General features: G+C 44.0%; 15 protein-coding genes. 7 read left to right on the forward strand and 8 right to left on the reverse strand.

Features of this window, described 5'->3' with window-relative positions:
- Positions 1 to 13 precede the first annotated feature (13 nt).
- Positions 14 to 892 carry an AraC family transcriptional regulator gene (locus Vt282_RS18665; protein WP_162048412.1) on the reverse strand — a complete coding sequence of 293 codons (879 nt, stop codon included), beginning with the start codon at positions 890 to 892 and terminating at the stop codon, positions 14 to 16.
- A gap of 176 nt (positions 893 to 1,068) precedes the next feature.
- Here Vt282_RS18665 and Vt282_RS18670 point away from each other — a divergent pair, with 176 nt between their 5' ends.
- Positions 1,069 to 2,220: an aminotransferase-like domain-containing protein gene (locus Vt282_RS18670; protein WP_162064571.1), complete on the forward strand. Its 1,152-nt coding sequence runs from the start codon at positions 1,069 to 1,071 to the stop codon at positions 2,218 to 2,220.
- A 577-nt stretch (positions 2,221 to 2,797) separates the two neighbouring features.
- Here the strand turns inward: Vt282_RS18670 and Vt282_RS18675 are convergent.
- Both Vt282_RS18675 and deoC read right to left on the reverse strand, forming a co-directional pair.
- Entirely contained in the window at positions 2,798 to 3,589 is a 792-nt protein-coding gene (locus Vt282_RS18675; RefSeq protein ID WP_162064364.1) for a DeoR family transcriptional regulator, read from the reverse strand.
- Positions 3,590 to 3,607: 18 nt separating this feature from the next.
- Positions 3,608 to 4,267: a deoxyribose-phosphate aldolase gene (gene deoC / locus Vt282_RS18680; RefSeq protein WP_162064365.1), complete on the reverse strand. Its 660-nt coding sequence runs from the start codon at positions 4,265 to 4,267 to the stop codon at positions 3,608 to 3,610.
- A gap of 214 nt (positions 4,268 to 4,481) precedes the next feature.
- On the opposite strand from deoC, the gene rbsK reads away from it, so the two are divergent.
- From rbsK to Vt282_RS18695, 3 genes are read left to right on the forward strand one after another with little or no spacing between them, the layout of a single operon-like run.
- Positions 4,482 to 5,411 (forward strand): ribokinase, encoded by a 930-nt coding sequence (rbsK, locus tag Vt282_RS18685; protein WP_162064366.1) that lies wholly within the window; start codon positions 4,482 to 4,484, stop codon positions 5,409 to 5,411.
- Between the two features lie 33 nt (positions 5,412 to 5,444).
- On the forward strand, positions 5,445 to 6,767 hold the full coding sequence (gene fucP / locus Vt282_RS18690; protein WP_162064367.1) for an L-fucose:H+ symporter permease: 1,323 nt from the start codon (positions 5,445 to 5,447) through the stop codon (positions 6,765 to 6,767).
- Positions 6,768 to 6,810: 43 nt separating this feature from the next.
- Positions 6,811 to 7,824: an aldose 1-epimerase family protein gene (locus tag Vt282_RS18695; RefSeq protein ID WP_162064368.1), complete on the forward strand. Its 1,014-nt coding sequence runs from the start codon at positions 6,811 to 6,813 to the stop codon at positions 7,822 to 7,824.
- Positions 7,825 to 7,925: 101 nt separating this feature from the next.
- Here the strand turns inward: Vt282_RS18695 and Vt282_RS18700 are convergent, their stop codons facing one another.
- The 3 genes from Vt282_RS18700 to Vt282_RS18710 form a co-directional block, all read right to left on the reverse strand.
- Positions 7,926 to 8,261 carry a hypothetical protein gene (locus Vt282_RS18700; RefSeq protein ID WP_162064369.1) on the reverse strand — a complete coding sequence of 112 codons (336 nt, stop codon included), beginning with the start codon at positions 8,259 to 8,261 and terminating at the stop codon, positions 7,926 to 7,928.
- Positions 8,262 to 8,429: 168 nt separating this feature from the next.
- Positions 8,430 to 9,653 (reverse strand): HlyD family secretion protein, encoded by a 1,224-nt coding sequence (locus Vt282_RS18705; RefSeq protein WP_162064370.1) that lies wholly within the window; start codon positions 9,651 to 9,653, stop codon positions 8,430 to 8,432.
- Positions 9,647 to 9,976 (reverse strand): MFS transporter, encoded by a 330-nt coding sequence (locus Vt282_RS18710; RefSeq protein ID WP_162048421.1) that lies wholly within the window; start codon positions 9,974 to 9,976, stop codon positions 9,647 to 9,649. Before Vt282_RS18710 ends, Vt282_RS18705 begins: the two co-directional genes overlap by 7 nt.
- 107 nt (positions 9,977 to 10,083) lie before the next feature.
- On the opposite strand from Vt282_RS18710, the gene Vt282_RS18715 reads away from it, so the two are divergent.
- Complete coding sequence (locus tag Vt282_RS18715; protein ID WP_162064371.1) at positions 10,084 to 11,091, forward strand: AraC family transcriptional regulator; 1,008 nt, start codon at positions 10,084 to 10,086, stop codon at positions 11,089 to 11,091.
- A 144-nt stretch (positions 11,092 to 11,235) separates the two neighbouring features.
- Positions 11,236 to 12,033, forward strand: a complete 798-nt coding sequence (locus Vt282_RS18720; protein WP_162064372.1) for an aminoglycoside 6-adenylyltransferase — start codon at positions 11,236 to 11,238, stop codon at positions 12,031 to 12,033.
- A 140-nt stretch (positions 12,034 to 12,173) separates the two neighbouring features.
- On the opposite strand, the gene Vt282_RS18725 is transcribed toward Vt282_RS18720, so the two are convergent.
- Positions 12,174 to 12,728 (reverse strand): phosphoribosyltransferase, encoded by a 555-nt coding sequence (locus tag Vt282_RS18725; RefSeq protein ID WP_232055207.1) that lies wholly within the window; start codon positions 12,726 to 12,728, stop codon positions 12,174 to 12,176.
- Positions 12,729 to 12,731: 3 nt separating this feature from the next.
- Positions 12,732 to 13,922, reverse strand: coding sequence for an MFS transporter (locus Vt282_RS18730; protein WP_162064373.1), 1,191 nt, complete (start codon positions 13,920 to 13,922; stop codon positions 12,732 to 12,734).
- 105 nt (positions 13,923 to 14,027) lie between these two features.
- On the opposite strand from Vt282_RS18730, the gene Vt282_RS18735 reads away from it, so the two are divergent.
- Entirely contained in the window at positions 14,028 to 14,918 is an 891-nt protein-coding gene (locus Vt282_RS18735) for an AraC family transcriptional regulator (protein ID WP_162064374.1), read from the forward strand.
- The last annotated feature ends 50 nt before the right edge of the window (positions 14,919 to 14,968 follow it).

Here is a 14,968-nt window from a genome sequence, read left to right on the forward strand (position 1 = left end):
TCTTTATCGCTGGCTAATCAAAACTCACTGGCAGATAAAAATCGAGCTCAAACTGCTCATCGTTATTAAGAAAATGATTACGATGGTACTGCACATACGCGGGTGTTGACCGTTGCTTAAACCCAGATTGAGGTAACCAACGCTCTAAAATCATACTCAGTTGAGGCAGCAACTCACCATACACTCCCGTTAAACGAAACACTGCATGTAGACCGCCCGGAACCGTCATTTGATTCACCACGCTGCGACGTTGCACCGGCTTATCAATGGCAATACACGCTACATAACGACACTTATCCAGCTCAACCCAGGCAGGGTTAGAGTGATGCAAACCAAATTGCAGTGAAAAGTCACGCTGCTCTGTTTCCGCCCAAGCTTTTAGCAATAACCATGCTTTGGCAATCGAACGACCATAACCTTGATGACGGACATAAGCCACCGAACGAGTTGGCACATCTATCACCAAAGGCTCTGGTAGATTCCGCTCAGCGACGCGCAAATAGGCCGCTGCAATTTCTGGGTCTTTTAAATAGGGCTTTTCGGCGCTATGTCTAATTGGATTACGCCACTCACCCGGTGACATAGCAAAGGTCGCCTTAAACGCACGGCTAAATGACGAAACCGAGTTAAAGCCACATTTGTTTGCCACATCGACCACTGAAGTATGTACATCAAACATCAGCTGGTTGGCTGCGTACTCCATTCGAACTCGACGCACATAGGAATGTACAGGTTCACCCACAACGTGTTTGAAAACCCGATGAAAATGCTGCTCAGAATACGCGGCGACATCAGCTAATAATTTAGCCGGGAGATCTTGCGTAATGTCTTTATGAATATGAAAAAGTGCATCATTGATACGTGATACATGCTGACGAGATAGTTTGTCCATAATCTTCACTCGCAATATAGCCATAACGGCAAAGCAGGCTTAATTGATGCTCGTACCGAATCCAAGATTCAAAATAGCATATTTGGACATCTTTTATAGCATAAATGGACAACTAAAATTTGAGCGTTGCCATGTAATATCGAAGCAAGAATATAATGACAGGACAAACACAACACATGGAAATCTCGCAATCACTTCGCCGTATTCCCTCCTCCTACATTCGTGAAATTCTCGCCGCTGCGAGCGATCCGAGCGTTATCTCTCTTGCAGGTGGATTGCCAGATGAACAAACCTTTCCAATTGATTTGATGGCGCCAACGTTGGCCAAACTGACAGAAATGCCACGCGTATTTCAATACGATTCAACAGCTGGATATGCGCCACTGATTAAGCACCTTACCGAACGTTTCGCATTACCAGAAACGCACAGCGTGATGATCTCAACAGGTTCACAGCAAGGGCTTGATTTGATTGCCCGCGCTTATATTGACCCCAATGATGTCGTGGTCATGGAAGCGCCAAGCTACCTTGGTGCAATGCAAGTATTTGGTTTGGTGCAAGCAAAAATTGAGACCGTTCCTCAATGCGAATTTGGCCCTGACCTTACAGCGCTTGAAGCGTGCTTTAAGGCTCACAATCCAAAAATGTTCTACGCCGTGCCTGATTTCCATAACCCAACTGGCGTTTGTTGGTCACTGGAAACACGTAAAAAAGTCGCCGAACTTTGTATTCAATACCAAGTAGCATTTATCGAAGATGCACCATACCGTGAACTGCGTTTTAGCGGTGAAGCGCTACCATTGGTGTCTGACTTCTGCCCGAACGATTCGATTGTCTTGCGTTCATTCTCAAAGATTGCGTCGCCGGGTCTTCGCTTGGGTGCGGTAAGTGGTAAAAGCAGCTTTATCGCGCCACTGATAAAAGTGAAACAAGGCGCCGATTTGCACTCGAGTGTACCGATGCAAGCGCTGCTGTTAGGCCTATTGGAGCATGAGGATTTTCCTCAACATATGGAACGTATCTGCTCGCTTTACCAAGCACGCTACAACGTGATGATTGAGCAACTGCAAACGCAATTGCCAAACAGTTGCAAAGCGTATCCAGTAGACGGCGGTATGTTTGTATGGGTAGAAATTCCAGCCTGCGACACGTTTGAACTTGCAAAATCACTGCTCTCTAATGGAGTCGCGGTCGTGCCAAGCCCAGTATTTTACCCTCAACCAGAGCAAGCACGCGCTGCCCTGCGTTTGAACTTCACCAATGCAACAGAAGCCGAGCTAACCGAAGCTGTTACCCGTCTCGCACAAGGGCTTAATCAATATATTTAGTCCATTTTGAATTCACAAAGGCGACGAGTTAGTCGCCTTTGTTGTTTCTGCGATACTGACGATGCCCTCAACATAAATCACTCGGGCGGCTGGGCAGTCAACCCGAATATGGATAACTAATTTGCCAACTCGTTCAAAGCGGCTTTCTCTCTCGTTAATTTTACCGATTCAAGAGAGAAAGCACGCATTACGTAAAATTACAGATTGCTGATTAATAATTAATCGATATACCTTTATGCCAAATTCTTCAACCCTGAATGTCTGTTCTTACGTTGAGTTCTCGATCTGTCAAAAGGAGTAAAGGCATGGCAAATTTAAGGTTACTTCGTTGTCATCGATGCAATCAGCAAACGATGCATGAGCATCTTAGTCGCGAAGAAATCGATGCTCACAAAGCCTCCATGTCTTTTCGGATCAGAGAAATGCTCGCGAACATGATGTATAACTCCAATTCTCAATCACCAGAATTGCGCGAATATCGCTGCACTATTTGCCGTTGCCATGTCAGTTAACGGACAGAGATAAAACATGAAAAAGCCGCTTGAAAAGCGGCTTTTTACATTCCATATGCTATCGATTAGTCTTGCGCCAAAATCAAAGCAATCTTACTCGATGCCAAAGTATCAATCAGTTTTGATGGTGATTCTGATGCAATCATGAAATCAAAATGAGTGAAGCCAATACTATAGGAAGAGATGCTATCTAACGTAGTTTTGGGGCAAATCAAGTATTTCTCAATCGAACGCTTCATCACCTCATTGAACATCGATGCACAATAACTGTCTTTAAACGTCACACCAAAATCATGATGCACGCCATCAGGCGTGATAAATAATTTGGTGAAGATGATCGATTCAAACCAGCTAGGTGGTGTATCGGTTTTAAATACGTCAGCAGTTGGGTCGTAGTTACCACCAAGCAAAACCGCATTGCAGTTGGGCTTAGTTTTAAGCTCAAGGAAAGTGGTAAGTGAAAAGGTAACACCTGTAAAGGTAATACTTTTATCGATAGCCGAGATTATCTCGTTGTTATAATCGCTATTATCAAAAAATACCATGTCATCGTTATGCACCTGCTTGGCAGCAATGTGGCACAAAGAAATCTCTTCAGGCTCGATATTTTGCTTAACGGGCTTTAAAACACTATCTTCGCTGGCCTCTTCAATCGATTTACGCACAAAGCCGCCATAGGATTCGAGGTTGAAACTACCTGCAGCTGGAGAGTTAATATCTCTACGAATCGTCATCTCGGAAACTTCGAGCAATCGAGCAATTTCTCGCAGATGAATTTTATCCATGTGATCAAGACAAGATGAAATGCGTCGTAAACGCTCTAATTGTTTTGAGACCATATTAATAATGCCCGACAAACGGGCATTCCTTATTTGTTAATAACCGCTTTTTGCTTCAGTGCCATTCACAATCGAAACACCAGCGCTGGTACCAATACGTGATGCACCAGCATCAATCATCGCTTGTGCAATGGCTTGCGTTCGTACCCCGCCGGACGCTTTCACACCCATCTCGCTACCTACGTTGGTGCGCATCAGGCGAATGTGGGCTTCCGTCGCACCACCCGTGCTAAAACCTGTTGAGGTTTTCACAAAATCAGCCCCCGCTAGTTTGCTGATTTCACATAGCTTAGTAATTTGTTCATCCGTTAACAGGCATGTTTCAAAAATAACTTTTAGCAAGCGACCTTGGCAAGCAGTTTTGATCGCTGAGATTTCTTTTTCGATCTCATTCCACTTTCCATTCAATGCATGACCAACATTGATAACCATATCAATCTCATCCGCGCCATTTTCAATCGCATTTTGCGTTTCAAATACTTTCACTGCCGCTGTATTGGCACCCAACGGAAAGCCAATCACCGTGCATACTTTGACGTCACTATTCTTTAGCAGATCCGCACAAGTCGCAATATAAGTTGGGTTCACACATACCGAGAAAAACGAATGCTCGATAGCCTCATTACACAACGTTGTGATTTGTTCTTCTGTTGCCGTTGGGAGTAGCAAAGTGTGGTCAATTAGTGAATGAATCATGTTGTTATACCTCAAGTTTAAGTAATTAGATTTGTTATAATCCTAACATTAATATTTGTGATCAAAACAAGAATTCGCTCATTTTGTGATTATCATAACAACGATATGTGATTTTCATCGCATCCAATTTGCTATTTGTGAGTATTATATGTTCACAAGCTAACGAAAAGACATCAAGCAAACGCTTAATGTTGTGATTATAACAAGGTGCATTATGAAATCTATTGCTGTTATCGGCTCTAATATGGTCGACCTAATCTCTTACACTCATCGCATGCCAAAAGAAGGGGAAACTCTCGAAGCACCATCGTTTCGTATGGGCTGTGGTGGTAAAGGTGCTAACCAAGCGGTAGCGGCCGCCAAACTGGGCTCTAGCGTTGTGATGGTAAGTAAAGTTGGTGATGACATGTTTGCTGACAACACCATTCGTAACTTCCAATCTTACGGTATTGATACCAAATACGTACAAAAAGTACTCCATACATCAAGCGGTGTTGCGCCAATTTTTGTTAACCCATCTTCTCAGAACTCGATTTTGATCATCAAAGGTGCCAATGAGTTCTTAAAACCAGCAGACATTGATAAAGCAGCAGAAACACTTAAGAAAGTAGAACTGATCGTCCTACAACTAGAAGTGCCTTTAGAAACCGTTTACTACGCGATTGAGTTTGCCAATAAACACAATATCAAAGTGCTACTAAACCCAGCGCCTGCGGTTCCTGAACTCGATATCGAATACGCATGTCGCTGTGACTTCTTCATTCCAAATGAAACCGAGCTAGAAATTTTGGTTGGTAAACCGGTAGATACGATTGAAGAGATTCGCGATGCCGCCAAAGTTCTGCTCGATAGAGGCCTAAGCAACATCATCGTGACGCTAGGTGCGCGCGGTTCTCTATGGTTAACCAAAGATGGTTCCGAGCTACTTGTTGACCCAATCAAAGTCGATGCGATTGATACTTCCGGTGCCGGCGATGCCTTCATTGGTTGTTTCTCTCATTACTTTGTACAAAGCGGTGACGTCGAATTCTCTATGAAAAAAGCCTCTATGTTTGCTGCGATGAGCGTAACCGAGAAAGGAACTCAATTCTCTTACCCAAGCATTGAACAATTTAACGAATTTGCTGAAAAACACGCAAATTAATTCAAACCTCTAACCCTACGAGAGTGATCTAAAATGCTGATAAAACATAATACTACACAGCGCGATGATGGATATTTAGATAAAACTCCTTATTTCCAATTTATCCTTTTATCGTGTTTATTCCCGTTATGGGGTGCTGCGGCATCCCTAAACGATATCCTTATTACTCAGTTCAAATCGGTGTTTGAACTGTCTAACTTCGCCAGTGCATTGGTGCAATCTGCCTTTTATGGCGGTTACTTCTTGATTGCTATTCCAGCATCATTGGTGATCAAGAAAACCTCCTACAAAATGACCATTTTAGCGGGCCTATCGCTATACATTGTTGGTTGCTCATTGTTCTACCCTGCTTCGACTATGGCAACTTACACCATGTTCCTAGCGGCAATTTTCTCAATTGCAATCGGCCTGTCATTCCTAGAAACCGCCGCTAACACCTACTCTTCAATGATTGGTGAGCCTTCTAGAGCCACGCTACGCCTAAACATTTCACAAACGTTCTACCCTATTGGCGCGATTGCGGGCATCCTTTTAGGTAAATACTTAGTGTTCCAAGACGGTGCAAGCTTGGAAGAACAAATGGCGGTGATGAACGCTGAACAATTGCATGCGTTCAAACTAGAAATGCTTCAACACACACTTAAGCCGTACAAATACATGATCTTTGTATTGCTTGGCGTAGCATCATTGTTCGCACTGACTGCATTCCCGAAATGTAAGGTAAAAACAGACCATACCAAACAAGCGCCATCGGTTGGCGAAACACTAAAGTACCTTTCAACCAACGCACGCTTCAAAAAAGGCATCGTTGCACAATGGTTCTACGTGGGTATGCAAGTAGCGGTATGGAGTTTCACTATTCGACTTGCGCTAGAAATGGGTAACCTTAACGAGCGTGATGCATCAACGTACCTCATCTTCTCATTCATGGGATTCTTTATCGGTAAATTTATTGCCAACGTATTAATGACCAAATTCGCTCAAGAGAAAGTGCTGATCGCGTACTCGTTGCTTGGCATGCTTTGCTTAGTCTATGTCTCGTTTGTACCTAACTTCTCTGCGGTATGGATGGCAATCGTTGTATCGCTTCTGTTCGGCCCTTGTTGGGCAACCATCTACGCAGCAACACTACAAACTGTCGATAACAAATACACGGAAACGGCCGGTGCGGTTATCGTAATGGCTATCGTTGGTGCAGCATGTGTGCCTGCAATCCAAGGCCTTGTCGCTGATATGGTCGGCCTACAAATGTCATTCATGGTTAACTTCGTCTGCTTTGGTGTCGTCGCTTACTACTTCGTTAGTGAGATGAAATTCAAAGCACAAAATAAACCTGTTGTTACTGCCACGGTATAAATCCCTCGGCCGCCTTAAAGGCGGCCTTTTGCGAGATGTTATTATGTTCACAATTCCTTTGTACAAAGATCAATTTAAAACCGCAAAAACCACCATTTTGCATTCTGAGCAATTTGAGGTGTCGAGTTTTGTGTATAACTCCGGCGTACAAGCATTAGAAATCAAAAACGCAAAAGGCAAACTTGTTGTATTGCCATTTATGGGACAAATGATTTGGGATGCCGAGTTTTTAGGTATCGACATGTGTATGAAAAACATGTTCTCAGAGCCAAAGCCTGCTAATAGCATTGTTGAAACGTACGGCTGTTTCTCTTTCCATTCGGGCTTGCTGCGTAATGGTTGCCCGGGACCAGAAGATGACCACCCTCTGCATGGTGAAATGGCATGTGCAACAATGGATAGCGCTTGGCTTGAAATCAACGACGAGAGTATCACCTTATGGGGTAGTTACGAATACGTAATGGGCTTTGGTGACCACTATGTTGCGAAGCCTAGCCTCCATTTAAACGCTGAACAAAGCACATTTGAAATCAAAATGCACGTCACCAACTTAGGTGCTCAGCCTATGCCATTGCAATACATGTGTCATATGAATGCCGCCTACTTTGACCAAGCGACGTTTGCACAAAATATTCCTAGCGATGTGATTAAGCTTCGTGAATCGATTCCAAATCACGTCAAGCCAACACCGCAATGGCTTGATTACAATGAGACTCTAAAAGCGTCGCCTGCCATTGAAGTGCTTGAGCACGCAGAGATGTACGATCCTGAGATTGTCTACTTTATGGATAAGCTTTCGGAGCATACTCAAATTGCGCAATTTGAGATGGCAGTCTCTGAACAGCACAAGCTGGTGACTGAATTTGATACAGCGCAATTCAACTATGCCACGCGTTGGATCCTATACAATGCTGACCAATCCGTGGGCGCCTACGTATTACCGGCCACTTGCCGTCCTGAAGGCTTCACCGCCGCTAAAAATAACGGCACACTGCTTTACTTGGCACCTCAAGAATCACGCGAGTTTGTGGTTAAAACGGGTGTGGTATCACGTTAGTCGACAATCAAACCAAAAAAGCCACTTTATGTGGCTTTTTTACTTTAATACCGACTGCTTTTTCTTGATTCAATTCATTGGTCGCTGTCTATTCTAAGTAATCACGCGACTTCTATTGGGCCATGATCATCACAATGTTCGCCATGTTGATGATGCAAACGGCCATCAACGATGTAATCGATGTGGTCACCATGTTGAATCGCCTCGTGCCCACAACCAGGTCCATGCACATGCCCTTGGCATGTGTGTACCGGATTACACGCATTCGGGTTGACTTCACTCGCTTCTATCACGTGTTCATCACAATGGTCGCCATGAGGGTGATGCAATACACCATCCACGAGATAATCAATATGATCACCATGGCGGATTGCAGTATGACCGCAGTCTTTACCGTGTGCATGCTCGTTATGTGAATGTGTTTTCGTACAAGACACTGCCTTTTCTCCATAAAATGGTTTCCTTTTATAAAGTTAGTCCATTCTTGTTTGTTTGATATGAAACTTATTGAAACTGTGAGTAAATTCAAATGCTCGTTAAAGGCGTCGACAAATTTCATACAAAAAGGCTCAGCCTAAGCTGAGCCATCAGTTTTGTTTATTCCATTAAATCGAATAGAAGAAGTAAAGCTGGGACTTCATTCGAATGATGATGCCACGTATCACGTCGAGAAAAGCCAAAAAACCAATCGGTTTTTCCGCACTTACCCAAGCAAGCCCCACCGACCCAACGGGAATATCGTAACCCTCAGGTTCATCAATTTTCAGGCGAACAAAGTGATGTTTGTTTTGCAGGTTTTTCCCCGTCGTTGCACGTACAGATTGGTCAACGCCAAGCAAGTTACTTTGTGATTCACCCGTCGCTTCAACAATACCCTCTACGTGCGCTGAGAAAATCTTGCCCGGATACACTGATGATGAAAATTCCGCTGCCTGACCAGGCTTAATGTTACGTATTGCCTGATGATTGACTCGCATCAGTACATACTTTTCATCGGTATACATCTGCAATCTTGGCATCATGGATACTCGCTGCCCTTCACGCAAAATAAAGTTGGTCACAAAACCATCAGCAGGCGCATACACTTTGGTACTGTCTAGGTCCCACTGCGCTTTTGCCACTTTCTGCTCTGCTGTGTGAAGATCGCTTCTACGGCTCTCGATATTCAGCTTTGCTTTATTTATCGCTAAATTGGCTTTTTCAACTTCCACTTGCTTGGTGGCAATTTGTGATTCAATCGTTTCGATAGAATGCTCGGCTTTGATCACCGTGGTTTGTTGTTTCTCCATATCGCTCTCAGTGATGGTGTTATTTACCATCTGATTCTGCTTTTGATAGCGATTCAGTGTATTCAACTGCAATTTATAGTCAGCTTGTGCTGTGGCTAATTGTGCTCGGCTGGTCTGCAAATCTTGTTTAATCGACTCGTAATTCGCTTTGGCGACATCCACGTCTTGAATCGCCACATCTAGCGCCACCTGAGCTGCATGCTGAGCGACCTCAGCTTGGCGCAAAGCAATTTGGTATTGCGTATCATCAATTTCATAAATCAGCTGACCTTTGGTGAGTTGCTGATTGGGCTCAACATGAATCGCCGTCACTTTGCCTTTCACATTGGTCGAATCTGGTCGTAATTGAATGTGCGGAGATTGCACAACTGAGCCGCCCGAAAGATCCATTGGCGTGTAGTTAATCAGGCCAACCCAAACAAACAATAGCCAACCCGTCCCACCCAAATACGCGAATGCTTTAGTGAACTTGTTCCAAGGCATGCCGACGAAACGCAGCAAGTAAATAAACAGAGCCCAAATCGCCAAGCCTTCTAACATGATGCATCCTCATTCTTTTTACTGTCGTTGCTACCATGACGCCAAGTGTCTCGGAAATTGATAATCGCTTTGTCCATATCAACAAAAGCTAATATCACCGCCAACACCCAGACCCAATGCCAAATAAAACCGATCCATGTGAGAGCGGTTATTAAACCTATCTGATGGTGGTCTTTGCTATGGGCTTTATTAATTGGCAATTCATGAAAACGCCAAAAGCCGTAAGCGGCAGCACCAATAGTGCCGACCAAAACGATGGTCGCAAAGATGTGTAGTGCAGTGTCTGCTCCGGTACCAACAAATGGCACGCTAACTAGACTCATGTAAGGCTCCTCTAAGTTGTCGCTAGAGGATTGTGATCTAGATTTTAAAAATGTCTTGTTGTATAACAGATTCAATCAAATTGAGCTAAATATTGATTTAAATTGTTATGAACAATGTTCGATTTATACGTGCCCTAGGGCTAAGAAATATTCACTTTCAAGTGCAGCAACGCTATCAATTGCCTGAGAATTCTTTGGCTATCGCTGACTCTGTCTTGGTCAATCCTATGGCATTAATCCCAATGTCAGAGGCTAACCGTTGGTATCAACAGCTAGAAATTCAAACCAAGAATCCTGATATCATCTTGGAGGTTGCAGCCGGTATACGCCCACACAATTTAGGCCCCATCGCTCGTTGGCTGTTTTCAGGTATCGATCTCGCCTCTGCGATTCGCCGCTTAAACTATGGCATTGCGAGCCTTCAGTCAGGCGCGTATCTTGCTGCCTCACAAAGTGGACGCATCATTAAATGGGCTTATCAAAACCCGTTTATTGACATTAACAACAAAGCTCATGATGGCGTTCGTGCCGCGATTTTTATGTGCAAAGTGATTCGACATTATGTGGGCGATGATTTTGTTCCAATGCGCCTGATGTTGCCTGGAAATCGCGACAATCGAGCACGGTATGAAGAATATTTCGGTTGCGATATCGGCTGGAACCATTCAAAAACTGAGGTATGGTTCCCTGCTGATTTACGTCTTACAACTCAATCAAATTTGCGCAGCAGTGCCGCACCACTGGCGATGAGCTTCGCCGAATTGGATGAGTTTCTAAACATGCCGGAAGCTGGCGATGAAGTAAAAGCACTGTATGAAGTGCTGAATTACAGTTGTCACTATGGTTTTCCAACCGTCGAACGTGTTTCCAGTTTAGTTGGTTTATCGCCTCAACAATTTCAACGCCGCCTACATACAATCGGTATGAACTTCACCAGTATCACGGCTTATGTATTGAGTAATATTGCAGTTGGCCTGCTGGATAAAGGCGTAAGTATTGAAGAAGTTTCTCAGCGCTTAGGCTATCAAAACGTTGCGAGCTTTAATCGTATGTTTAAGAAACAAAGAGCACTGACACCCAAGCAGTTTGTCGCTCGACTTGAAGAGCTGAGATAGTTTTATACTCAAGTGACTTCAAGATGCAGGATTCACGCTCAAAATGATTGACAAAAAAGAATAAAAACACGATTCTATAATGCTGCGTTAATTTTACCGCACTAGCTGTTGCAGCAGCTTTAATCAAATAAAGAAAGGTAAAATATGAAATTCCCAACTTCACTTCCAGCGGCTCATCAAACCGTACTTGAACACATTATTGCGACGCTATCTCAAGACTCTCGTATTTGCGGGCTGGGTTGTAGCGGCTCTTATGCTTCTAACACCATGGATCAATTCAGTGATCTTGATATTGTGATTGCGATCGAACCTGAGCACTACCCGCAGGTAATGGCAGAACGCTTTACGATCTTAAATCAATTTGATGCCATGCTGGCTGCTTTTACCGGTGAGCATGTGGGTGAGCCACGCCTGATTATATCGCTATTTGCTGGCAGTGATTTGGTGCATGTAGACTTTAAGTTTGTCTCTTTGCCAGATGCCGCCACGCGTGTTGATGACACGCAAGTTGTTTGGCAACGTGGCACTATGCTCAGCGATGTATTTGCGACGGCCAAACCTCACTACCCTCAACCAAACCCAAAATGGATTGAAGATCGTTTTTGGATTTGGACCCATTACGCCGCAACAAAAATCGCTCGTGGTGAATACTTCGAAGCTCTGGAGTTTCTTTCGTTCTTACGCCAAAACGTTCTTTCACCACTGGCGCTACAACAAGCAGGGTTAACCCCTTCAGGTGTGCGCACTCTTGAGAAAAGACTGCCGTTATTTGCCGAGAAGCTGCTGAAAACTGTCGCTCTACCTGAGAAAGCCGCATTATTGAGCGCCCTTGAACATTGCGTCACGATCTACTTGGAATTGCGCGAAAATGAAGACGTTATGATTAACGATGCTGCGAAAGCGGCGAGTTTAAAATATCTTGCTGCAATTGAGTCACTCTGAGCTCACATAACCAATCACGGTAAAGACAAGAAAACGCTAAAAATCGACACCAAAGTGGTCAAGCATGGTATTTCGCCTTTCAGGAGCATAAACAACATGGTCGGGGAGACCTTTAAGCTCAGCCACTTTGGTAAATCGGATTATTTCACTAGCTTAGAAACGTAAGGCACGTTTCTTAGCTTGTCTTGCCACGGCAAACCATAACCTACTAGTAAGTCATCATTTGGCATTTCGTAAGCAAAATATTGTGTGACCGGAATATCCACTCGGCCGGGTTTAACAAACAAGGTCGCGATAGAGAGAGACTTCACTGCGTAGTTGGTCGCCAAGTGCTCGATGAGACGTTTCATCGTGCCACCTGATTCAATCGCATCATCAATCACAATCACATCTTTGCCGGTAACATCAATATTACTGTGGTAGACAATCTGCGACATATTGTTGCGATCACCCGGAGTATGTGGGCAGGAAATGTAGTCGATCTCAATATCAAAGTTCAGCTTACGAACTAAGTCTGCTGTAAACAGAATTCCACCAGGAACAACACTGATAATGACCGCCTGAGAAAAAGTTTGATTGAGCATGTGCGCAACCTTCTCAACTCCGGCTTCAATTTGCTCAGTACTCAATACCAAATCACCAATATGTTGAGTCATTGTTGATTGACTCAATGCACCACCGCCAGACACTGTCATAAATTATCCTTGTTGTTTTGCGAGTTTTATTTGCGCTTGATGCTGACGAACTAAACGCTCACTCATGACAATCATCAAAACGCTCATAACGACTAATAAATAAGGGAATAGAGCAAACGAAACGTTACCCATTAACAAGCCTATCATTGGCGGAACAAGCGTAACGCCGGTATAAGCCGTAGCCATCGATAAGCCAATTACCGCTTGTGAGGCCTGCTTACCAAACCGTTTTGGTGTTAGGTGAATCGTGTTGGGATAAATTGGCGCACAACCTAAGCCAATCAGTAGCAGTGCCATTTGGTTTATCGTGGTTGAAACAGGCACGAGTAATACCAACACCCCAACTAAAATGGTTACAACCCCAAAACGGATGAGATGTTCTTCTTTCACTCGTGATGCCAACACACCACAAATAAAACGACCCACGGTAATACCTAGATAGTAGACAGCAGTCCAAAATGCAGCATCGACCGCGGATACACCTTTAATCACGGTTAAATAACTTGCCGCCCAAAGACCTGTACCCGCCTCTAACGAACAGTAACAACCAAATAGGATCAGCTGCTTCTTAACACCCTCAATTTTCAGCGCTTGACGATTAGAGAGCAGCGATAATGATTCTTGATCATCATCTCCTGTATGGGTAGTAAAGGTGCCTTTTTTCCACAATGGCAAAGTTGCAAACAATGCCACCACCAGCACAAACTGCAGCGCTGCCAGTGTCGCATAACCATAGCGCCAACCGCCCTCTAATGTTAGATAGGTGGCCATTACTAAAGGCCCGGCAGTCGCGCCTACGCCCCAGAATGAATGCAGGTAGTTCATGTGTTTCGCTTGGTAATGCAACGCGACAAAATTGTTTAACGCCGCATCGACAGCCCCCGCGCCTAACCCTAAAGGAATCGCTAACAAAATTAGCGCTAACACGTAGTTTGAGAAGCTAAAACCAAGTAGCGCAATCGCGGTCATCACCACACTGACAGCAACAACTTTCCCAGTACCAAAACGGTCGATAACTTTGGTCGCTAATAAGCTAGAAATGACGGTACCAGAGGTGATCACAATTGATACCACCCCAGCAAATTCAAGGCTGGCATTGAGATCTTTACTGATCACCGGCCAAGAGGAACCAAGCACAGCATCAGGCAAGCCTAAGCTGATAAACGCCAAATAGATAATGACAAGTAGCAACATACGTAAAATGAGAGTTAATCAAAAGAATAGGTAAGATACTGCTAAATTCTTGATAAAATATGGCTATACTGCTCAGAAATATAACGATCCTATCAGAATGCAGATATGCAGATTTATCACATTAAAACCGATGAGCAAGGAAAAGAGCTCACTGTGCATGGCTCCAATGACTTTCCTTGTGCGGTATATGATGAAAAATTTTCTGAATTTCTCAACGGTGAAGTGCCTTGGCATTGGCATCAAGAAATTGAGATTGTACTCGTCGTCGCGGGTGCTACTAAATTGGAATGCATCGGCTCAAGTGACGTTGTCACACAAGGCGATGTAATCTTAGTTAACTCCGGAGCCCTGCACAAGTTAACCAATGAATCTGCAGAGGATTGTCATATTCTCAATGTGGTCTTTGATCCTAAACTGCTCGGTGGAGCGCACTTTAGCCGCATCTATCAAAAGTATGTCTCACCGATTATTCACAACGCTGAGTTTACGTTTTTCAAATTTTCAGCAAGTGTTGAATGGCAACAACAGGTTATTTCTATCCTTAAGCAAGCATTCGTCGCTTGGCAACACACTCGACCGGGCTATGAGTTAATCCTCACTCAATCACTCATGCAATGCTGGCAACTACTTTGCGAAAACCAGCCAAATTTATTGGTAGTAAAGCAGGTCTCACCGACGAAAGAAAAACGCATTCAGACCATGTTGCAATTTATCCATTGTCATTTTACTGAAGACATTTCCGTTCAAGCCATTGGTCAATCTGCCAACATCAGCGCCAGTGAATGTTTTCGCCTATTTCGCACCGCCCTACATTCCACCCCAAATGGCTACTTGCTTAACTATCGCCTGCGTCACGCTTCGTCGCTACTGCTTGAAACCAACCTGCCAATTACCGATGTTGCTCAGCAGAGTGGTTTTAATTGCTCAGCCTACTTTGGTAAAAAATTTCGAGCCGCCTACCAGAGGGCACCAAAGCAATATAGAGTCCAAGTGTAAGTGTTTGCTTACTTACCCTTGTTAACATTCAGCGTTTGCATGCATTTACT

The sequence above is a fragment of the Vibrio taketomensis genome (assembly GCF_009938165.1).
In the GTDB taxonomy this organism is placed as follows: domain Bacteria; phylum Pseudomonadota; class Gammaproteobacteria; order Enterobacterales; family Vibrionaceae; genus Vibrio; species Vibrio taketomensis.

Bases quoted from the DNA above. Each gene is read 5' to 3' on its own strand.
- fucP (WP_162064367.1), top strand. From the start codon at position 5,445: ATGCTGATAAAACATAATACTACACAGCGCGATGATGGATATTTAGAT.
- Vt282_RS18695 (WP_162064368.1), top strand. From the start codon at position 6,811: ATGTTCACAATTCCTTTGTACAAAGATCAATTTAAAACCGCAAAAACC.
- Vt282_RS18735 (WP_162064374.1), top strand. From the start codon at position 14,028: ATGCAGATTTATCACATTAAAACCGATGAGCAAGGAAAAGAGCTCACT.
- Vt282_RS18705 (WP_162064370.1), bottom strand. From the start codon at position 9,653: ATGTTAGAAGGCTTGGCGATTTGGGCTCTGTTTATTTACTTGCTGCGT.
- Vt282_RS18665 (WP_162048412.1), bottom strand. From the start codon at position 892: ATGGACAAACTATCTCGTCAGCATGTATCACGTATCAATGATGCACTT.
- Vt282_RS18725 (WP_232055207.1), bottom strand. From the start codon at position 12,728: ATGACAGTGTCTGGCGGTGGTGCATTGAGTCAATCAACAATGACTCAA.
- Vt282_RS18730 (WP_162064373.1), bottom strand. From the start codon at position 13,922: ATGTTGCTACTTGTCATTATCTATTTGGCGTTTATCAGCTTAGGCTTG.
- Vt282_RS18710 (WP_162048421.1), bottom strand. From the start codon at position 9,976: ATGAGTCTAGTTAGCGTGCCATTTGTTGGTACCGGAGCAGACACTGCA.
- Vt282_RS18720 (WP_162064372.1), top strand. From the start codon at position 11,236: ATGAAATTCCCAACTTCACTTCCAGCGGCTCATCAAACCGTACTTGAA.
- Vt282_RS18670 (WP_162064571.1), top strand. From the start codon at position 1,069: ATGGAAATCTCGCAATCACTTCGCCGTATTCCCTCCTCCTACATTCGT.
- rbsK (WP_162064366.1), top strand. From the start codon at position 4,482: ATGAAATCTATTGCTGTTATCGGCTCTAATATGGTCGACCTAATCTCT.
- Vt282_RS18715 (WP_162064371.1), top strand. From the start codon at position 10,084: ATGAACAATGTTCGATTTATACGTGCCCTAGGGCTAAGAAATATTCAC.
- deoC (WP_162064365.1), bottom strand. From the start codon at position 4,267: ATGATTCATTCACTAATTGACCACACTTTGCTACTCCCAACGGCAACA.